The sequence below is a fragment of the Pseudomonas sp. TUM25319 genome, assembly GCF_056388475.1.
Genome location: NZ_CM150751.1, coordinates 1102214 through 1122151, shown reverse-complemented (window position 1 = coordinate 1122151; position 19938 = coordinate 1102214). Strand labels below are relative to the sequence as shown.

The following is a 19938-nucleotide window of genomic DNA, read 5'->3' as shown; positions in this document are numbered from 1 at the left end:
GCGAGGGAGGACGTTGGAAACAGTCAGGTCCGGCTCGCCCCGGACCTGCCCGGGACGAGCGCGAATGCTATAGATTCGTAAATGAGAGTAAATCTTTTTTACATTTCATACACTTCTCAGCCGCAGGTTCACCCGCAAGCCCGGCGAGACGTTCTGCGCCCAGACCTCGCCGCCCTGCAACTGCACCACGCTGCGGGCGATCGACAGGCCAAGACCGAAGCCGTCGCCGCCAGGACGCGCCGCGTTAAGCCGGGTGAATGGCTGGAAGATGCTCTCCAGCTTGGCCGGCGATACGCCGGGGCCCTGGTCTTCGATCCACAGGTGCCAGTCATCGCCATCGCGCCCGCCGCCCAGGCGCACGATGCCGCCGGGCGGCGAGTGACGCACCGCGTTGCGCAGGATGTTTTCCATGGCCTGGGCCAGGCTGTTGAGGTTGCCGAGCACCCGGCAGCCGGCCGGCAGTTCGTTGTGCAACTGCTCGGCCGGCCAGCCGGTCTCGTAGCAGACGTCTTCGCACAGCACGTCCCAGAGGCGACCGATATCCACCGGTTCCAGCGGCAACAGCGGCCGCTCGGTATCGAGCCAGACCAGCTCCAGGGTGTCGTTGATCAGCCGCTCCATGCTCTGTACTTCCCGCTCCAGACGCTGACGCAGGGCGGTGGTGTCCTGCTCGCGCTCGCCGGTGACCCGCAGGCGACTCAGCGGCGTGCGCAGTTCGTGGGAGAGGTCGCGCAACAACTGACGCTGGAACTGCACGGTGTTTTCCAGGCGCCCGGCCATATGGTCGAAGGCCCGCGCCAGCTCGCCCAGCTCGTCGCGCCGATGGGTGAGCTGCGCGCCGACCCGGGCCGACAGATTGCCGGAGCTCAGGGCATTGGCCTGACGCCGCAGGATCACCATCGGCGCGATCACCGTGCGGTACAGCAGCACGCCCAGCCCCAGCGCCAGGCACGCCGGCAGGATGCGTTCCAGCAACAGGCGCCAGAGGTGGTTGTACTTGCGCGGATCGAGCCGGGCCGGCAGGTCCATGACCAGTCGCGCCTCGCTGTCGCTGAACGGCATGTAGAAGGTTGGCGTGCCACCGGGCCGCCCCACCGACCAGTCCAGCGAACGCATGAAATTGAGCTTCTTGCGCTCGCGCCCACGCAGCGGATGCGACGACAGCGATTTGTCGTACTGCCCCACCACCACCGCCCACACGCCCTCACGCGCCTTGAGTGAGGCGAGGAACTCGTCTACCCCAGGCGTACCGCGCTCGTTCCAGGCCGCCTCGGCTTCCCGCGCATAACCGGAGAGCACCGCCTGGGTCGACTGCGGCAGTTTGGCGGTGGCCATGTCGATGCGCTGGCTGACATCCACATGCAGGCTGATGATCAACAGGCTGAGCAGCGCGATGCCGCCTACCAGTTTCCAGAACAGCGAGTGTCGGTCAGGCAGACTCATGGCGTGACGCGCTTGAGCACGTAGCCCGCACCGCGCACCGTCTCCACCCGGCCGGCGCTGTAGCCGATGGCCTGCAGCTTGCGGCGGATGTGGCTGACATGCATGTCGAGGCTGCGGTCGTGGATCGAGTAGGCGCGATGCAGTGCCTGCTGGTACAGGAAGGTCTTGCTCAGCACTTCGTTGGGCGAATGCAGCAGGGTTTCCAGAATGCGGTATTCGGTACTGGTGAGGTCCGCCCAGGTGCCATTGTTACAGACGTCGCTGCGCACCGGATCGAAGGTCAGGCCGAGAGCCTGACTCAGCTCCTCGTGGCCGCTGTGCTCTTTGCGCTCGTAGGCCACGCGACGCAGGATCGCGTCGATGCGCACGTCCATCTCGACCATGCTGAACGGCTTGGGCAGGTAGTCGTCGGCGCCCTGGCTGAAGCCGACGATGCGGTCCTGCTCGGCGCCCAGCGCCGACATCAGGATCACCGGCACCCGCTGGCGCCGGCGCAGTTCGGCGAGCATTTCCAGGCCATTGCTGTCGGGTAGCAGGATATCCAGCAGCACCAGGTCGTAGGCCCCGTCGCGCACCAGCTCCACCACATCGCTGGCGTCATGGCGCAGTGTTACCGCGAAGCCGCGCTGGCCGAGATGGCTGTCGATATGCGCGGACAACACCGGATCGTCCTCGATGGCGAGGATGCGTACCGGAGCACGGGGAGAGGCGGCGAACTGCATGTGGGCACCCTGCAAATGAGAATGTTTCTTTGTCGCGTATTCTGACGAAAGAAAGGGAAGATGCCCATAGCTGTTTGTAGGACTCGGGCTTTATCGCTGGCAAGCGGAGCACCGCCAGCGATGAGGCCATCAGTAACAATCAGGAGTCTGCCATCCAGCGAAACTTCAAAAAAATCCTATGCCACTCTCGGAAACGTCTGATTCTTTTCCCTATATCAATACGTCAGGGTTGCAGGCTTCCAACCGACAAGCACCGTCGCCTTTTCACTCCTGGAAGAGGACGGTGCTCATGAGCAAGGAGCCATACCATGCAATCCCCCCCTGCACGTTTCACCAACGAAGTCTCCCCTGAGTATCTGCGTTCGCTGGATCACCACGATCCCGAACACCCGGCATTGGCAATCTTCCGCCTGGCCACCGAAGGCAGTCGCAGTCGCAACGGAGGTGTCATTCGCAACGCATCCAGCTCGGTGCAAATCGCCCTCCCCAATGGAGACAAGGTCCGTGTGGCCTGCGCCGGCGACCTTGTCGAATACGCCGATGGCAGCAGCGCTGCGATCCTTTCCGAGTCTGGCGAGGAACACGGTCAGGTTGCAGTCGTCGGCAGTCGAATAGCCAATGGCGACGAAATCATCGATACCCCGCAGCAAGCGACGCATCTCGTCAAACGGGAAGGCAAGCCATTTTCCGTCGATCATTTTCGTCTGAAGAGGGCTTGAGCCATGGCTCGTGCAATCGTGGACGGCCTGGGTCAGGGACTCCACGGCGACAAGACCACCACTGGCGCGACCTGCATCGGCAATTTCCCCTGGGCGACCCAGGATGATCGGGACGTCCTGCGTATAGGCGACACTACAACCCCATGCCCCAAATGTGGCGAGGCAGGCACCATCGTGGAAGGCTCACCTGCCATTCACTGGCACGGCCGCGCGACAGCACTGCATGGTGCGCTTATTCGATGCGCTTGCCCGACAGGTGACAACCGGCTGATTGCATGGCCTGAACCCGAGCTGGTCAGGGAGATGCCGCCGATACCCCTGCCATTCGCCGACGCCCCCTCGCCAGCGGCACCGTCAACTGCTTCACGTCCCAATAACTCCCTCAGCGGTTCGGGGCCTGGTTCTGCGGATGAAGACAACGAAGCTGCCGAACCCGGCTTCTACATCGTGCCAAAGTCCACCACCCGCCAGCAGTTGATTGCCGAACTGTTCGGCGAAACGCCCTCGCCCGAGGTGATGCGCAAGTTCAACGGGCTGAATGGCAGCCTTGGCGAAGACATCGTCAAGGCCGGGCAGATGGTGGTGCTGGGGGATCCGCGCAATTACATGTGCATGCGCGAAGAAGCGCATCTGATGGAGGCAGCGGACGAGGTTGCGGTGGCGTTGGCAGATCTGGAGCCGGCCGACGCTGATTTCATGGTCAAGTACCGCGGGGAGATTGCGGCGCTGCTCGGTGAAGTCTCGCTTTGGGCGGGGGTTTCCGCAGCCGTGCTGGAAAAGCACATGCGGGATCTCACTGACACTTTGATCCGGTTAGAAAAGCTTCATCAGGATACCCATCGCACTTACGGACACCTGCGAGTACCCGATTTTTTTGAGAAGCGAAAAAAAACTGCTTGAAGAGCTGGATAGTAAATTTTTCAAGTCAACTCGCGTTCGAGGTTTCACTTCGCTGGGGGATCATCCGAAGCTGCGAAAATCCCTGAGCATCTCGACAAAGAGCCTTGTGCATCACTGGAGAAAAGCTGGTGGCCCCGGGGATATCCCTGGTTTCTCGCGATACGTAAAATCCATGTCCAAAGCCGCAGAATATATGAAAACTGGCGGGTTTATAGCTATTGGAATCGGTGGAGTATCTTCAGCATTAGCGATTTGGGAGACATGCACCACAGACAATGACGCCGCATGCAAACAGGTAGCCATGAAGGAAGTTCCAAAATTCCTGATCTCATCGGGCACGGGTTTTCTTGCCGGAAACATGGCAGCCAAGCACAGCCTGAAAATATGCGGTGGTCGCAGTAGAAGCCCTACCGGATTCACGGCCTGCGTTGCAACTGTGGTTGGAGGGGCTTCATTTGCAGGGGTAGCCATGGGTGAGCTCGCTGGAGAATATCTAGGGGAGTCCGTGCATGATCACTTTCTCCGTGATTGACATGAGCACATGGTCAAAGGGCATGTGGCTTTGCATCATAGGCTTCGGCATCCTTATGCTTATTGCAGCCTTTCGACTCACAAACAAACTGGAAGAACTGCATCACAAGAAGCTATTCAAGGAAATGAAAAACAGCAACTACATGAACATTATCGAGCATCAGCTCGAAATTTCAACGAAGCGCCAGAGCAAGAGCATACGAAATGCTCTGAACCATATATTAACTTCTCCAGAACCCTTTTTCGGAGATGGACGAATCTGCAAAGATGACATAAAGAAAGTACAACCGCTCATGGACGAATGGGTAAAAACAAACCGACTCATCCTGGCATTTCCACTCGCCTGGATAATCGTTTTCACCGTAGCCATGAAAATATACACAGACTAAAGTGCAAGCGCCCCCTCGTTTCACGAGGGGGCGATCACATTCAAAACTCCCACTTCGTCGTCACCATCACATTGCGCGGCTCCCCGTAACTCCCGCTGTAGAAGTTCTCGTCCAGCGAACTCACGTACTTCTTGTCGAACAGGTTGTTCACCGTCGCGGTCGCCGACCACTGTGGCGTCAGCTGGTAGCGGGCCATCAAGCCCACGGTGGCGTAGTCATCCTGCTTGTAGGTGGACGCCTGTGGCAGCATCCAGCTCTCGGAGGTGAAGTGGATGCTGCTCTGCCAGTTCACGCCGCCGCCCACGGTCAGGCGCTCCAGGGCGCCGGGCAGGCGGTAGCTGGTCCAGAGTTTGAAGATGTCCAGCGGCACGATGGTCTTGATGCGCTCGCCTTCGCTGTCTTCGACCCGGGAATGGCTGTAGCTGGCATCGATGTTCCAGCCAGGCAGGATCTCGCCGCTGATCTCCAGGTCGAGGCCGCGGGTGGTGGTTTTCTTCGGCGCGTAGGCGGTGTCGTAGTCAGTGCCGATGATGATGCCGTCAGGCACGTTGTCGTTTTCCAGTTTCACTTCGAACAGGGCGATGGCGGTGTTCAGCCGGCCGTCGAAGTATTCGCCCTTGAGGCCGATCTCGTAGTTGTCGCCCTCCCGTGGCTGCAGGACCTTGCCGTTCTGGTCCTTGTAGGTCTGCGGCTTGAAGATGCTGGTGTAGCCGGCATAAACCGAGTGGTGCTGGTCGAGGTCGTAGACCACGCCGGCATAGGGCGTCACTTCGCCCGAGGCGGTGATGCTGTTGTCGGTGTCGAGGTAGACCATCGCCGGCACGTTGTAGTGGTAGCTGTCGCGGTACTCGAAGTTGCTCACCCGCGCACCGAGCACCAGCGAGAGGTCGTCGGTGGGCTTGAGGCGGGTGGCGAGGTAGGCGCCGTTCTGCCGCTGACGCAGGTTGTCATCCTCGCGGTTGATGCTGTAGGTGGGGCGCGGGGCGTAATTGTCCCAGTTCCAGATGTTCACCGGCAGGCCGCTGACCAGATTGTTGCTGCCACCGGTCGCCGTGGGATGGCCGAAGCCGTTGCGGCGGTTTTCGTAGTCCTGGTAGTTGAAGCCCATTACCAGTTCATGCTCGCGACCAAACGCCTGGAACGGGCCGGACAGCATCAGGTCCAGCCCCTTCTGCCGCTGCCAGTTCTCGCCCTTGGTCGCGGTGTACTTCAGGCCGCTGCCGGTGGCCGGATCGACGAAGCCGGTGGAGGTGCCAGCGATCACCGAGTCGTAGTCGCGGGTGCCATAGAGGTAGCTGGTGGACAGTTTGAGGGTCCAGTCGTTGGCCAGCTTCTGCTCAAGGGAGGCGAAGCTGTTGATCACCTGCTGACGGTTGGTGCTGTCGCGGCTGGCCGGGTTGTCGGAGCGCGAGGTGTGCAGCTTGTTGCCGTATCGGTCGAGCACCGGCAGGCCGGTGGTGGAGAAACCACGGGGGTTGTTGTCCAGGTAGTCCACACCGACGGTGAGCAGGGTGCTGTCGCTCAGGTCGAACTCGGTGATTCCGTAGAGGATGGTTTTTTCCTGCTGCAGGTGGTCGGTGAAGCTGTTGCTCTGCTGATAGGCCGCGACCGCCCTGCCGCGTACATTGCCGGTTTCGGTGAGAGGCCCCGAGACATCCACTTCCGAGCGGTACAGGTCCCAGGAGCCCAGGCCGCCGCTGATGTAGCCCTTGAACGTATCGGTCGGCCGCTTGCGCACCAGATTGACGGTTCCGGAGGGATCGCCCGCGCCCGACATCAGTCCGGTCGCCCCGCGCACCACTTCGACACGGTCATAGATCGCCATGTCGGCCAGCGCATGGGGCAACGCCTGGCTGAAGGCGAAGGACGTGGTGGGCATGCCGTCGAACTGATAGTTGTCGATGGCCAGGCCGCGGGAGAACACATAGAGCCGGTCGCTGCCCGGGCTCTGTACGTTGAGTCCCGGTGTCTGCTCCAGTACCTGGCCAATGCTGCGCAGGTTCTGGTCGTCGATGCGCTGGCGGGTCATCACGCTCACCGACTGCGGCGTTTCACGCAGGCTCATGTTCAGTCTGGTGGCGGTGTTGGTCGACCCGGTGGTGTACGAGCCGCTGCCTTCGGTGGTGCTCCCCAGCCCCACACCGGTGATGCTGGTGGCGCCCAGTTCCAGCGCGCCGCTGGTCACGGGTACATCAATCAGCACGTAGCCGTCTGCGCTCGACTGCGCCTGCAATCCTTGCCCCTGCAGCAGTGCAATGAAACCTTCCTGTACACCGTAGCTGCCTTGCAGGCCGGTGCTGCGCTTGCGGGCGACCTGCTCGGCATTGAAGGAAATCGCGACGCCTGCCTCGCGGGCATAGCGGCTGAGCACATCCCCCAGCGCACCGGCGGGAATGTCGTAGCGCTGGACCTGTTGCTGGGCCTGGGCGGGCAGTGCCGCCAGCAGTGGCGTGCCGATCGCGGCGAAATGAATGGCCAGCGCCAGGGTGCTGCGGCGGCGGAACAGTGCGGGCATGTTGCGTAGTCCTCGTTAGGTGTTGGGTAGTACAAGGACGCACCACGACGCAAAAGTGGAAAAAGCGTTGAGAATTATTTCTGTTGAGGACTGATGCGCGTCAGCCACGGCGTGTAGTGCTCGACGCGAATCGGCAAGCTGCGCGCCAGCAGCCGCAAGGCGCGTTCGCTGTCGTCGGCCGGCAGCACCGCCGACACCCTGATCCGCGCCAGTGCCTCGGCGTCGTAGCTCAGGTAGCCGCTGTGATGGCGGGCCAGGCGCTCCAGCACCCGGTTCAGCGGCTGCTCGCGAATCACCCATTGATGGGCGTTCCAGGCCTGCTCCAGGCCCGCGCCGTCCACTGGTTGCGGCGGCCGGATGCCGCGGGCGTCGAATTGCACCTGCTGGCCGGCTGGCACGATGAGGCTGTCACTACCGCTCTTCACCTCGGTGCTGGATTCGATCATCGCCAGCCGCGTGGAATCACCCAGGCGCTCCACCACGAAGCGGGTGCCGAGGGCACGCACGCTGCCGTGCTCGGTGACCACCACAAATGGCCGGCTGGCATCCTTGGCCACCTCCACCAGAATCTCGCCGCTAAGCAGCCGCAACGTCCGGCTGGCGGCATCGAACTGCAGGTCCACGGCCGAGCGGCCATCGAGCTGCAGGCGACTGCCGTCCGGCAATTGCTGACTGCTCCACTGACCAACCCCGGTGCGGATATCGGCCAGCAGGTAGGCCGGTGGGAACTGCTGCAAGGCCAACCCCGCCGGAATCGCCAGCAGCGCCGCCAGTGCCAATGCCTTGAGCGCACGTGGTCCACGAGAACGCGTCGTCACACTGCCCAGCGCGGCGCGCACCGGCGCTCGCGGCAACTCGCGCAACGGTGCCAGGCTGCCCTGCAGCGCCTGAACCGCCTGCAGGTGCGCGGGGTCGGCACTCAGCCAGTCACGGAAGGCTTCCCGGTCTGCGGCATCCGGTTCGTCGTCCAGGCGCACCAGCCACTCGGCGGCCTGCTTCAGGACCGCGGCGGACGGCTTCACCAGGCACCGCCAGCCGCGTGGCATTGCAGCAGCGCCTGGACCAGATCGTTCTGCACGGTCTTGGTCGACACCTGCAACTGCTCGGCGATTTGCGCGTGGCTCAAGCCATCCAGGTGGCGCAGCACGAACACCTGACGCATGCGCGGCGCCATGGTTTCCAGCGCACGGGCGATATGTTCCAGCGCCTGTATCGCCGCCATCACCTCTTCGGCAGAGGGCGCCTGCTCCATGAATTCGGCATGGCGCGCCAGTTCATCGCGATAGGCCTGCTCCAGCTTGTGCCGACGGCCACGGTCCACCAGCAGCCGGCGCGCCACCGTGGCGAGAAAGGCCCGAGGCTCACGCGGCGCGGCGTAGGCACCGGCGCCGAGCAGACGGGTGAAGGTGTCCTGGGCCATGTCCGCGGCGTTGTGCGGACAGTCCAGGCGACGCCGCAGCCAGCTCAGCAACCAGCCGTGATAGCCCTTGTACAACGCGTCGAGACTGTCTGCTGGTGGAGTGGCTTTCATGGGGTACGAGACTAAATGGGAATGATTCTATCTTATGGTGCCGACACAGAAAGTTGCAATCCGCTCAGCGCACGCTGGCGAACAACACCATGACACCGAGTCCGAGCAAGGCCGTACCAATCACGCGATCGACCATGCGCTGGCGCTCGATCATCAACCGACGCATGGACGCATTGGAAAAGCCCAGCGCCACCAGGCTGAACCAGGCCCAGTGCGCCAGCGACATGAACAGCCCGTAGCCGAACTGCTGCACCAGCGAACTGCCCGGCTGCACGACCTGGGTGTAGGCACTGACCACGAACAGCAAGGTCTTGGGGTTGAGCGCGTTGGTGAGGAAACCCGACACGAAAGTGCCGGCAGCCGCGCCGTCGCTCTCCAGCGAGACCTGGGTGGTGTTGGTCAGCGAGCTGTAGCCGAGGTAGATCAGGTAGCCGGCGCCCAGCACTTTCATGGCCATGAACAGCGCTGGCGAATGCTGCACCAGCACCGACACACCGAGCACGGTGTACAGCACATGCACCTGTACGCCACAGGCGATTCCCAAGGCAGCACGCAGACCACTGCGTCGGCCGAAGGCATAGCTGGCCCGGGTGACCATGGCGAAATCCGGCCCCGGGCTGATGACCGCCAGCACGGTGAACAGGGCGACGGCGATGAGTTCGTTCACGAAAGGCTTCCTCTTCTGATACGCAAGAAAATGGCGCAGATTGATTGCGCCCCTCGCATTATCGAAAGCCTTGTTGCTGGGTAAAAACGATTTATAGTGCGGCACATCCGCTAGTTTTCCTCACCGATATGAAACTACCCGCCCTCACCGCCTTTCGTTACTTCGACGTGGCTGCGCGCACCGAAAGCTTCGTTCGCGCCGCCGAGCTGCTGCATGTCACTCACGGCGCGGTGAGCCGCCAGGTCCGCCTGCTGGAAGCTTCGCTGGGCGTGGAATTGTTCGAGCGTCGCAACCGCGCCCTCTTCCTCACCGCCGCCGGCCGCACCCTGCTCGGCACCACCCAGTCGGTGTTCGAGCAACTGGAAGGCACCGTCTCGCGGCTGCACCAGCAGGCGCGGGAAAACGTGCTGGTGCTGTCTTGCGAGCCGACCCTGGCGATGAAATGGCTGATCCCGCGTCTGCCGGATTTCCAGGCCGCGCATCCCGATATCCAGTTGCACCTGATGGCCGCCGGCGGCCCCGTGGATTTCGCCCGCAGCGGGGTGGACCTGGCCCTGCGGCGGGACGACTTTCAGTGGGAGGACGGGCTGCACGCGCACAAGGTCTGCGACGAATGGGTCGGCCCCGTACTCAGCGCGGCGCTGCCGGGTCGCCTGGACGACCAGCGCCGTCTGCACAGCGCCACTCGCCCCGATGCCTGGCCCACCTGGCAACGCCTGAGCGGCCAGCCGGACCGCAGCAGCGGACGCGCTGATTTCGAACATTTCTATCTGTGCATCCAGGCAGCGGTGGCAGGGCTGGGCGCTGCCATGGCGTCGCGGCTGATGGTGGGTGACGAACTGGCCAGCGGGCAGTTGAAGGCGCCCTACGGTTTCGTTCGCGACGGTTCGGCGTATGTGCTGTTGTGTCCATCGTCGCTGGCGGAGTCGGACAAGTGTCAACGGTTTACCGGCTGGGTTACGGAACAGGCCCAGCGCTCCCTGGGTCAGTGACCCTGGCCGCTCAATCGCGGGCAGTACGACGAGTCCGATCCAGAATCGGCGCCCCAGGTGCGATACCCCGCCGTGTCGATATGAATCCGTCCCGACGGATAACGGCCCAACCCCATGTTCCAGGCCTCGCCATAACGCTGCCAGAAACGACAGAGCCCCTGCGCGTCGGCAGCGTCGGCCAGCAGCAGGTCCACGGCGAACGCCCGGATGTGAGCACTGTTCGCCGCACCGCCGGCACAACGGTTGAGCGCCGGATTGCGATAGGCCGAGACCACCTCGAACACCCCGAGAACCCGCTCGTCCCTGAGCAGATCCAGCAGCCGCAGCGTGCGGCGCACCTGCGGCCATTGCGCCTGCGGCGGCACCGCGAAGGGCTCGGCATGGCACTGGCGCCAGTCGCTGGCCGAACGCAGCAACTGATGAATCGGCACCACCCCATACAGCCGCGCCTCCACCAGCATCTCGCGCAAGGGGCGGGTCTGATGGTCCGCGGTCCATTGGGCGAACAGCCACTCATCACGCTCGTCGGCCTGTACCACACTGCTGACCAGCAGCACCGCGATCGCCGTTTTCCATCCGTTCATGCGCCCTCTTCCCACAGCCCCGATACCTCCGCCAGTATGGCAATCCTCCCGAACGCGGGGAGCTTTCTGACAAGGAGTTAAGCATGCGCAAGATTGCACCGATCGCCCTGGGACTGATCGCCCTCGGTGTTGGCAGCCAGGCGGCAGCCGATACCCGAGTAGAGCTGGGCAATCAGGAACGGGTGACCCGACTGTTCGCCTATCCCAACAACTGCAATGTCATCTGCTTCAAGGACTGGACGCTGGAACAGACCGTCGAGCATTACCTGAACCAGAGCGTTCAACGGGACGGCTACCCCGCCGCGACGGTAAAAGTGCATCGGGACAACGACAGGTACTACGCCGATATCAACGGCGTCCCACATGACTACAAGAACCCGCTGAACGCCCTGCTCGACACCGGCGAGCTGGCCTACAACGGTGCGAAAAAACTCAACGCCGATGGCAAATGGGCCTACAACTGGTACCTGTTCCTGCCGCTGGGCATGGCCCTGGAAAACCGTCGCAGCATCGAATTGCTGCACTTCCCGCCGGACTACTCGCTGACCCAGGCCCAGGACTACCTGCGTTCCAACACCACCGACCGCTGGGCCAGCCTGCTGACCTTCAACGGCATCCCCGCCGACCAGACACCGGCCTTCCAGACCATCGTCGACATCGCCCCGATCGCCGCCCCGGCCAGCGCCGGCAGCGACCTGGAAGGCACCTACGGCTACTTCCAGGACTACCAGGTGCGCATGGTCAAGGAAGTCACCCGCACCCAGAGCGGCGCGTCATTGCCGATGGTGGCGTTCGGTTCGCCGGTGCGTAGCTGGATCAAGCAGCAGTACGGCGTTGAGCTGAAAGTGCTGGGGCTGGGGATCATCAGCCCCAGCGAAGGCCAGAAGGTGCCGGTGCTCGGCTCCAATCACCCGAGTGCCATCTGGTATGCGGCGGACAAGGCCAATTACAACGGCGACCAGGACAAGGCCGACGCGGCGGGCTTGAAGATGATGGGCCAGGACTTGAGCGCCGCTTGCTGGCAGGCCGGCGTGGGCAGCAATACGAACGCCGATCCGCAGGCCACGCTTGAGGCCTGTACGCAGAAATGGCAGGTCACGGCGAAAAAGCAGACCTGCGAGCTGTTCTACCGGACCATCCGCGAGATGACCCCGGAGCAGGCGAGCGCGAAGTGCAATACCGGGGCGGTGACGCGGGAATTGCGGGAGTTGCAGAAGCCGGTCGAAGAGGGCTGAGGCGCAGCCTTTGCACATGGCCTCATCGCCGGCAACGCCGGCTCCCACAGGCCCGATACTGTGGCTGAGCGAAAAACCTGTGGGAGCTGGCCTTGCCAGCGATGAGGCCGGCACCGGCAACTGCGTCGGCTGCAATGACGCCATCGCCGGCAAGACCGGCTCCCACCGCGTCAGGCCCGATACTGTGGCTGGCCGGGAACCCTGTGGGAGCTGGCCTTGCCAGCGATGAGGCCAGTATTGGCTGAAGATTATTCCTGCGGCCGCAACCGATACTGCGGCGGCACCTGTTCCATCCCGCTGATGGTCACATCCAGACTCTTCCAGCGACCGTCCTTGATGCCATAGATACACCCATGCACCGACAGTTCCTGACCACGATGCCAGGCGTTCTGGACGATGGTGGTATGGCTGACATTGGCCACCTGCTGGATCACGTTCAGCTCGCACAGCCGGTCCACCCGGGCTTCCTCGGTCGGCAGTTTGGCCAGGTCATTGCGATGCTCGTAGTACAGGTCGCGGATCGAACGCAGCCAGCCGTCGATCAGGCCGAACTGGCGGTCCTGCATCGAGGCCCGCACACCGCCGCAACCATAATGGCCGGTCACCAGAATGTGCCGCACCTTGAGCACGTCCACCGCGTACTGGATCACCGACAGGCAGTTGAGGTCGGTGTGCAGCACCACGTTGGCGACGTTGCGGTGGACGAACAGATCACCCGGCAACATGCCGACGATCTCGTTGGCCGGCACCCGTGCATCCGAGCAGCCGATCCAGAGGAATTCAGGGGTCTGTTGGCGCGCCAGCTTGGCAAAGAAATCAGGATCCTTCTGCTTGATGCCATCGGCCCAACGTTCGTTGTTGTCGATCAGTTCTTGCAGGTCGTGCATGGTCAAGCCTCACGGAAATGATGCTTTCTTGTGACAGGCAGCGACCCGCGAGGGTCACCGCCCTTATTCGATCAGGGTGCAGGCCATCACCAGCGCATCCTCGCGCCCGCCTGCCGCCGGGTAGTAATCGCGACGCCGGCCCACTTCGTTGAAACCGTAGCGCTCGTACAGGCGATAGGCCGACTGGTTACTGGCGCGCACTTCGAGGAAGCATTCGCGGCCGTTCAACTCGTAGGCGCGCTTCATCAACTGTTCCAGCAGCGCCAGGCCCAGGCCGCGGCCCTGGCTTTCCGGTTTGACGGTGATGTTGAGCAGATGGGCTTCGTCGATGATCACATTGATCACGCCATGGCCGACCTGCTGCTCGCCTTCGAACATCAGCCAGATTTCGTAGCTCTTCAGGCCATCGAGGAAAATCCCGCGGGTCCACGGATGGCTGAAGGCGGCGTATTCGATCTTCAGTACGGCATCCAGATCCGCCTCGGTCATGCGGCGGAAGCTGAGGGTGTCACTCATTGCTCGGTTTCCAGCGCGCCATCAGCCGGCGCATGGCTTTCCAGACGTCCGCCTTGCGCGGCGGCTCGTCCATCAACAATTCAAGGGCCGGCAGCCCCCAGGCAGCGCCCAGGCCTTGCACCGACCATTCACGGTAATAAGCGTCTTCGTCGGCCTCGCCGGCGAAACGGATGGCCGGCAGGCCGACCAGCCACAGGCAGGTGCAGGGTTCTTCTTCGAGACGGGCAAGAATGAAGCCCTGGACGAAGTCCCGTGCCGCGTCCGGTCCCTGGTCGAGGCTGCCACGCACCAACAGCGGCCAGCGCACCGGTTCGCCGACGATGCGCGGGCTGTCCGGCAGGCCGGCGGCGCGCAGCATGTCCTTGAGCAGCAGGTAGGACGGGTCGCGGCTCTGGAAGGGCTGGCCGGTGGCGAGTTCGACGAGGATCAGGCAACTGCCGGCCCGCAGCAGTTGCAGGGAAAAACGTGGCGGTGGAGCGACCACGACCTTGACCGGGGCGGGCGTTGCCGCTTCGGCCTCGACCGGCTTGCCGGCGGCCTTGGCGACGACACTCGGGCGGGGAATCTCGATCTTCGGCCGTTCCGTCGGCTTGGCCGAGGGCCTGGCCTCAGGCTCGCTGCGGGTTGGCACAACGGATGGCGCGTCCTCCACCAGCGGCTCCGGCGGCAACAGCAGTTCCGGGCGCGACGGCGCGGCGAACGGCAGTTCGGTACGCGGCAGCCAGTGCACCACTTGCATGGCGTTCAGGTAAGCGCGGCGGCGGGACTCGGTGAGCAAGGCGATCGGCCATCTGTGGATAAGTCAGGGCGCATAGTCTAACGCCGTTGCGCGCTGTGCGCCGCAGTCGATCGGCGGAAAAACGCCGGACACCACCGGCAAACGATCAAGGGTGAAGCCAATCCCCCCCAATGCAGTACAATCGGCGCTTTTATTTGGCAGCGAGTCGAACCGCCAATGATCGAACCCAAGCGCGTCCTGCGCGCCCTGGCTGAACACTGGAACCTGTTGGAACCGCTGTGCGAGCGGTTCGACGGGGGCACCCTGAGCCTGGGCGAACTGCGCCAGCAACTGGCTGCCCAGCAGTTGGAAAGCACGCCCCAGGACATCACCAACCTGCTCGACGTATGGATCCGCCTGGACATCCTCGTCCCGGTGGCCAAAAGCCCGAACCGCTTCGAGCTGAACGCCCAGATCCACGATTTTCTCGCCTACCTGCGCCGCGAACACCGCCTGGGCCTGTGCCTGGAGATCGAAGCCTACCTGCGCCACCTGGAGCGGCTGGCCGGGCATATCCAGGACGCCTTCGACATCCGCGACGGCCACGATCTGGCCCGTCAGTTGCGCCTGCTCGACATGCGCGTGCGCGATGTGTTGAAGAAGCTCGACAACGACGAGCAGGCGCTGGTCGGCGTGGCCGAACGGGCCAAGACCAGCGACCGGCAGATCCCGCTGCGCCAGCGTTACGCCGAGGTCCTGGCGACCTGGGACGAATACGTCGAGCCGATGATCCAGTTGGTCAACGCCGACGGCGCCTTCGAGCAAGGCGTGCGCAAGGTCGAGACCGTGCTGCTGCGCCTGCTCAGCGAGCAGGCCCGGCTCGGCCAACTGGTCGACGACGACATGCTGTTGCGTACCCACGCGCGCATCCTGGAAATGCAGACCAGCGCCCAGTTGACCCTGCGCCACGCCCGCGAACTGCTGCTGCCGCTGCGTGAAGAGGCGCGCCGGCACAACGCCGTGACCCGCGGCGCCGCCCTCGCCCTTTCGGTGATCCGGCGCAAGGGCATCGACGCCGTGCCGCAGGCCGCCATGCCGCTGTTCACCCGGCCGCAGAGCACCTTCCTCGGCAGCGCCAGCCAGGTCGAGGCCTATGTCTACGCCCTCGCCCGCTTCGAACCCAAGCCGGCGCAGTTCCCCAAGGCGCACAAGAGCCACAAGGGCGAGCCGACCCGTGCGCCACGCACGGTCAAGGAAATGCTCGAACGCTGCGAAGATGCCCTGCCGCTGCCGGACCTGATGGTCTGGCTGCTGGAACAGGAACCCGAAGGCGCCACCGACGAGTTGCTCTACTGGTTCTCGCGCCTCTCGCGGGAAAAACGCTTCGCCCGCGAGCGCCTCGAACGCCGCAACTACACCACCCGCGAACACCTGGTCAGCCTGCGCTCCTTCGCCCTGACATCCAGCCGCGAGACTTCGCCCGAGCCAAAAGCGAGCCCTACCCATGCATCTTGATCTTTCCGAACTGTCCCAGCTCGCACCGATCTTCCGCGAGCTGTTCAAGGGCTTCCACATCAGCCGGCGCGACCCGGAGCTGTACGCTCAACTGTCGAATTTCCAGGACCAGTACCGCAGTCTGTTCAGGGCCCTGGGCTTCGAGCTGGTGTGCGATACCCGCGGGTTCTACTACTTCGTCCCCGAGCAGGCCGCCGCCCAGGTCAACAAGACCGCGCAGCGCCTGTCGCTGTTCACCTTCATCCTGGTGGAACACCTGGCCGACCAGGGCCGCGACCCGATGGCCGTGCTCGACGGCGGCAGCCTTGGCCGTGACGAACTGCCTTCGCTGCTGGACAAGTACCGCGACCTGTTCCTCCAGGCCGAAGTGCAGACCCCCGACGAGCTGGAAGAAAAAATCATGCGCCGCATGACCCAGCTCGGCTTCGCCCATGAAGAGAACGGCATCTACCGCTTCCTGCCGCCGATGCACCGCTTCCTCGATGTCTGCCTGTCGGTCCAGCAGGACCGCGACCTGGCCGCCAGCCTGCACAGCAACCTGCCGCTGCCGACCCCGGTGCTGGTGGAAGAGGAAAGCCCCGAAGAGCTCAACCGCACCGACGATCCGCTGGATCTGGCGCCGTTCGAGGAAAGCGAAGAAGAGGCCCTGGCCCGGGCCATCGCCGAAGAGCAACAGGAGATTGACGCATGAGCCAGGAACGCTACGGCATCCGCCGCTTCGCACTGCTCAACACCGCCGGCTACAGCCTTGGCCTGTTCCCCCTGGAACACCCGCTGTCGGTCTACGGCGCGAACAACCTGGGCAAGAGTGCCTCGATCAACGCCCTGCAATTCCCCATCCTGGCGCGCATGTCGGACATGAGCTTCGGCAAGTACAGCCTGGAACAATCGCGGCGCTTCTACTTCGCCAGCGACACCAGCTACATCCTCTGCGAAGTCAACCTGCCCCACGGCCCCCATGTGATCGGCGTGGTCGGTCGCGGTCCGGGCGGCGGTTTCGGTCACCAGTTCTTCGCCTACGCCGGCGAACTGGACCTGGCCCACTACCAGAAGAACGACACCTGCCTGCGCCAGAAAGAGCTGTTCGCCAACCTCGAGCGCAACGGCCTGAAAGCCTACGAACTCAAGCCTGACGAACTGCGCCGGCTGCTGGTGGGCGGGCACACTTCGATCCCGCTGGACCTGACCCTGATCCCGCTGCGCTCCACCAGCGAACAGAGCCTGAAGACCTTCCGTGCGCTGTTCATCAACCTGCTGCACATGCGCGAAATCACGGCGGCCAAGCTCAAGCAACTGTTCCTCGACGCCTTCGAGCACAGCCTGCGCTCGGGCAGCGTCGACTACATCGCCGCCTGCGAAGAAGCCTTCCGCGACGTGCGCCGCATGGAGCAGGACTACAACTCGCTGGTGGCCGCAGGGCCACTGGTCGAAGCCCTGGCCAACGGCGTGGCGCAGCGCGACATTTTGCGCGGCAAGCTGCACCGCCTGTCACCGCTGCTCGACTCGCTGCTGGGCACCTGGCAGGACTACGCCAGCGCGCGCAAGGAAGAGCTGGTCATCCAGTCCGAACACTACCGCGGCGAGCAGGACGCGCTGCAGAACGACCAGCGCAGCGGCACCCAGGAACTGATGCGCCTGGAGCGGGAAATCACCGGGATCCAGCGCTGGCTCGGCGAGCTGTCGGTGCTCAAGCACCGCTTCGCCCTGGTCGATGACGTCAAGGTCCTGGAGCAGCAACTGCTGGCAGCCAAGGACGCCCACGACGAGCTGGCCGGCGCCCTGGCGCAATCCCGCCAGTTCAGCGCCGAAGACCTCGACGAGCGGGTACGCGAGCTGGAAAAACGCCTGAAGGCGGTCAAGCAGCAACTCGACCACGCCGACAACAACAGCTACGCCCGCCTGCGCGAGGAATTCTCCCAACAGGACGTCGAACGCCTGATGCGCCTGTTCAACGGCGCGCTGTTCAGCCTGCCGCTGGGTGAACGTGGCATCGAGCTGGACGACAGCGAGGTGTGGGTCAAATCCCTGGAAAGCGTACTCGACCGCTTCAAGGGCGAGCGCTTCGAAGTGCCGGGCCTGTCCATCGACCTGTCCCACATCGAGCCACCGGCGCTGCAGGCCCTGGCCGACCGTGCCGCGCTGCGTGACCAGAAGGAGCGCCTGGAGAAAGAGCTCAAGCAGCTCAAGACCCAGCAGTCCGTGGCCGCCGACCGTGCCGCCAGCAAGACCCAGACCGAAACCCTGTACCAGCAGGTGCTCGACGCACAGAAAGCCCTGGAAGACTTCCGCCGCACCCAGACCCTGTCGGCCGAGGAAGGCGACAAGCTGGAGCAACTGGCACAACTGGAAGCCGCCCAGGACGAGCTCAAGCGCTCCAGCGACGCCTTCACCGAGCGCGTCCAGCAATTGTCCGCCAAGCTGCAACTGGTGGGCCGGCAGATCGCCGACATGGAAGCCAAGCAGCGCACCCTCGACGACGCCCTGCGCCGCCGCCAGTTGCTGCCGGCAGACCTGCCGTTCGGCACGCCGTTCATGGAACCGGTGGACGACTCCATGGACAACCTGCTGCCGCTGCTCAACGACTACCAGGACAGTTGGCAGGGCCTGTTGCGTGTGGATAACCAGATCGAAGCGCTGTACGCCCAGGTCCGCCTCAAGGGCGTGGCCAAGTTCGACAGCGAAGACGACATGGAGCGCCGCCTGCAACTGCTGATCAACGCCTATGCCCACCGTACCGACGAAGCCCTGACCCTGGGCAAGGCGCGCCGTGCGGCCGTCACCGACATTGCCCGGACCCTGCGCAACATCCGCAGCGACTACGACAGCCTCGAACACCAGCTGGCCCTGTTCAACCGCGAGATCAACCGTCGCCAGGTGTCCAACCTGGAAAGCTTCCGCATCGTTCTTGCGCCGAACAAGGAAGCACTCAAGCACATCGACCAGATCATCCACAGTGCCGGCCAGTACGAGGAAGGCGAGACCCTGTCGGTGTTCGACCTGAGCCAGAGTGCCGAGCAGGACAACAAGAACGAGGAAGCCAAGGAATACCTGGCCCGCCTCGTGGCCGCCAACCATAACCAGCTGGGCCTGAAGGACCTGTTCGAACTGGCGTTCGAGATCACCAAGGTCAACGGCCAGCCGATCATCCACACCGACATCGACGGCGCCGCCTCCAACGGCACCACCATGACCATCAAGGCGCTGACCAACATGTACCTGTTGTTGCACCTGATGGACCGCGACCTCGCCGGCCGCGTGCGGTTGCCGTATTACCTCGACGAGGCAGCGGACATCGACGAACGCAACCAGGCGGCACTGCTGGAAACCAGCCTGCAACTGGGCTTCGTACCGATCCTGGCGAGCGTGAAGCCGCAGGTGTCGGCGCGCGTGGCGATCGACCTTGAAGGTGGCAGCGGACCGAACGGTATCTACATCGACGAGGCGGACTGGAAGTTCATCAGCCGGCTGGATGTGGAGAAGGCGGTGGTGCGGGAAGAGGCTGAAGAGACTTCAGCATGAATGTGATGCGGGGCTTTTTCGGGCCCCATCGCCGGCAACGCCGGCTCCCACTGGTTTCGCGGCGTACTCAAACTCGTGGGAGCCGGCGTTGCCGGCGATGAGGCCCGAAAGCCCCCTGAATCAATTGGCCCAAGGCAGAATCGGAATCGCCGTCACCGCGTTCTGCGGGCTGCCTTCGATCAGGCGGTCGCTGTACACCAGGTAGACCAGCGTGTTGCGCTTCTTGTCGAGGAAGCGCACCACCTGCATGGTCTTGAACACCAGCGAGGTGCGCTCCTTGAACACTTCCTCGCCATCCTTGAGCTGGCCCTTGAAGTTGATCGGCCCGACCTGGCGGCAGGCGATCGACGCCTCAGCCCGATCTTCCGCCAGGCCCAGGCCGCCTTTCAGGCCGCCAGTCTTGGCCCGGGACAGGTAGCAGGTCACGCCGTCGACCTTGGGGTCATCGAAAGCTTCGACCACGATGCGGTCATTGGGCCCGACGAACTTGAACACGGTGGAGACCTGACCGATCTCCTCCGCCGAGGCCAGCATTGGCAACGCCAACACGGCGGC

At 63.5% G+C, this 19938-nt stretch carries 20 protein-coding genes; 9 read left to right on the top strand and 11 right to left on the bottom strand.

The genetic code is table 11. The features are described from left to right. Positions 1 to 105: 105 nt before the first annotated feature. Together AC05QJ_RS05250 and AC05QJ_RS05245 are read right to left on the bottom strand one after the other, a co-directional pair. Positions 106 to 1443, bottom strand: a complete 1338-nt coding sequence (locus AC05QJ_RS05250) for a sensor histidine kinase (RefSeq protein WP_476745919.1) — start codon at positions 1441 to 1443, stop codon at positions 106 to 108. Next, entirely contained in the window at positions 1440 to 2165 is a 726-nt protein-coding gene (locus tag AC05QJ_RS05245; RefSeq protein ID WP_476745918.1) for a response regulator transcription factor, read from the bottom strand. Before AC05QJ_RS05245 ends, AC05QJ_RS05250 begins: the two co-directional genes overlap by 4 nt. 308 nt (positions 2166 to 2473) lie before the next feature. On the opposite strand from AC05QJ_RS05245, the gene AC05QJ_RS05240 reads away from it, so the two are divergent. From AC05QJ_RS05240 to AC05QJ_RS05225, 4 genes are all read left to right on the top strand, one after another. Continuing rightward, positions 2474 to 2884, top strand: a complete 411-nt coding sequence (locus AC05QJ_RS05240) for a hypothetical protein (protein ID WP_476745917.1) — start codon at positions 2474 to 2476, stop codon at positions 2882 to 2884. A 3-nt stretch (positions 2885 to 2887) separates the two neighbouring features. Then, positions 2888 to 3784: a PAAR domain-containing protein gene (locus AC05QJ_RS05235; protein WP_476745916.1), complete on the top strand. Its 897-nt coding sequence runs from the start codon at positions 2888 to 2890 to the stop codon at positions 3782 to 3784. Positions 3785 to 3956: 172 nt separating this feature from the next. Then, a complete protein-coding gene (locus tag AC05QJ_RS05230; protein WP_476745915.1) occupies positions 3957 to 4316 on the top strand; it encodes a hypothetical protein in 360 nt (119 codons plus the stop codon). After that, positions 4294 to 4704 carry a hypothetical protein gene (locus tag AC05QJ_RS05225; protein WP_476745914.1) on the top strand — a complete coding sequence of 137 codons (411 nt, stop codon included), beginning with the start codon at positions 4294 to 4296 and terminating at the stop codon, positions 4702 to 4704. The genes AC05QJ_RS05230 and AC05QJ_RS05225 overlap by 23 nt, the downstream gene beginning before the upstream one ends. A 40-nt stretch (positions 4705 to 4744) precedes the next feature. Here AC05QJ_RS05225 and AC05QJ_RS05220 read toward each other — a convergent pair whose 3' ends face one another. From AC05QJ_RS05220 to AC05QJ_RS05205, 4 genes are all read right to left on the bottom strand, one after another. Continuing rightward, on the bottom strand, positions 4745 to 7219 hold the full coding sequence (locus AC05QJ_RS05220; RefSeq protein WP_476745913.1) for a TonB-dependent siderophore receptor: 2475 nt from the start codon (positions 7217 to 7219) through the stop codon (positions 4745 to 4747). A 74-nt stretch (positions 7220 to 7293) separates the two neighbouring features. Beyond that, complete coding sequence (locus tag AC05QJ_RS05215; protein WP_476745912.1) at positions 7294 to 8241, bottom strand: FecR family protein; 948 nt, start codon at positions 8239 to 8241, stop codon at positions 7294 to 7296. Next, positions 8238 to 8750: a sigma-70 family RNA polymerase sigma factor gene (locus AC05QJ_RS05210; protein WP_476745911.1), complete on the bottom strand. Its 513-nt coding sequence runs from the start codon at positions 8748 to 8750 to the stop codon at positions 8238 to 8240. The genes AC05QJ_RS05215 and AC05QJ_RS05210 overlap by 4 nt, the downstream gene beginning before the upstream one ends. 64 nt (positions 8751 to 8814) lie before the next feature. Beyond that, entirely contained in the window at positions 8815 to 9417 is a 603-nt protein-coding gene (locus AC05QJ_RS05205) for a LysE family translocator (protein WP_476745910.1), read from the bottom strand. A 128-nt stretch (positions 9418 to 9545) separates the two neighbouring features. Here AC05QJ_RS05205 and AC05QJ_RS05200 point away from each other — a divergent pair, with 128 nt between their 5' ends. After that, on the top strand, positions 9546 to 10409 hold the full coding sequence (locus AC05QJ_RS05200; RefSeq protein ID WP_476745909.1) for a LysR substrate-binding domain-containing protein: 864 nt from the start codon (positions 9546 to 9548) through the stop codon (positions 10407 to 10409). On the opposite strand, the gene AC05QJ_RS05195 is transcribed toward AC05QJ_RS05200, so the two are convergent. Beyond that, entirely contained in the window at positions 10403 to 10993 is a 591-nt protein-coding gene (locus AC05QJ_RS05195; protein WP_476745908.1) for a D-Ala-D-Ala carboxypeptidase family metallohydrolase, read from the bottom strand. The two genes, AC05QJ_RS05200 and AC05QJ_RS05195, sit on opposite strands and share 7 nt — an antisense overlap. A gap of 83 nt (positions 10994 to 11076) precedes the next feature. Between AC05QJ_RS05195 and AC05QJ_RS05190 the strand changes: the two genes are divergently transcribed. Then, positions 11077 to 12228, top strand: a complete 1152-nt coding sequence (locus AC05QJ_RS05190) for a hypothetical protein (protein WP_476745907.1) — start codon at positions 11077 to 11079, stop codon at positions 12226 to 12228. Positions 12229 to 12476: 248 nt separating this feature from the next. On the opposite strand, the gene can is transcribed toward AC05QJ_RS05190, so the two are convergent. The 3 genes from can to AC05QJ_RS05175 all read right to left on the bottom strand — a co-directional run bounded on the left by can (position 12477) and on the right by AC05QJ_RS05175 (position 14409). Beyond that, complete coding sequence (gene can / locus AC05QJ_RS05185; protein WP_476745906.1) at positions 12477 to 13115, bottom strand: carbonate dehydratase; 639 nt, start codon at positions 13113 to 13115, stop codon at positions 12477 to 12479. A 63-nt stretch (positions 13116 to 13178) separates the two neighbouring features. Then, complete coding sequence (gene rimI / locus AC05QJ_RS05180; RefSeq protein ID WP_476745905.1) at positions 13179 to 13631, bottom strand: ribosomal protein S18-alanine N-acetyltransferase; 453 nt, start codon at positions 13629 to 13631, stop codon at positions 13179 to 13181. After that, entirely contained in the window at positions 13624 to 14409 is a 786-nt protein-coding gene (locus tag AC05QJ_RS05175) for an energy transducer TonB (protein WP_476745904.1), read from the bottom strand. Before AC05QJ_RS05175 ends, rimI begins: the two co-directional genes overlap by 8 nt. 177 nt (positions 14410 to 14586) lie before the next feature. On the opposite strand from AC05QJ_RS05175, the gene mksB reads away from it, so the two are divergent. Genes mksB through mksF form a run of 3 tightly spaced genes read left to right on the top strand, consistent with a single transcriptional unit; the run spans position 14587 to position 19383 of the window. Next, entirely contained in the window at positions 14587 to 15864 is a 1278-nt protein-coding gene (mksB, locus tag AC05QJ_RS05170; RefSeq protein WP_476745903.1) for an Mks condensin complex protein MksB, read from the top strand. Beyond that, positions 15854 to 16555 carry an Mks condensin complex protein MksE gene (mksE, locus tag AC05QJ_RS05165; protein ID WP_476745902.1) on the top strand — a complete coding sequence of 234 codons (702 nt, stop codon included), beginning with the start codon at positions 15854 to 15856 and terminating at the stop codon, positions 16553 to 16555. Before mksB ends, mksE begins: the two co-directional genes overlap by 11 nt. Then, positions 16552 to 19383: an Mks condensin complex protein MksF gene (gene mksF, locus AC05QJ_RS05160; RefSeq protein ID WP_476745901.1), complete on the top strand. Its 2832-nt coding sequence runs from the start codon at positions 16552 to 16554 to the stop codon at positions 19381 to 19383. The genes mksE and mksF overlap by 4 nt, the downstream gene beginning before the upstream one ends. Positions 19384 to 19503: 120 nt before the next feature. On the opposite strand, the gene AC05QJ_RS05155 is transcribed toward mksF, so the two are convergent. Next, complete coding sequence (locus AC05QJ_RS05155) at positions 19504 to 19917, bottom strand: CreA family protein (RefSeq protein ID WP_476747870.1); 414 nt, start codon at positions 19915 to 19917, stop codon at positions 19504 to 19506. Between the last annotated feature and the right edge of the window lie 21 nt (positions 19918 to 19938).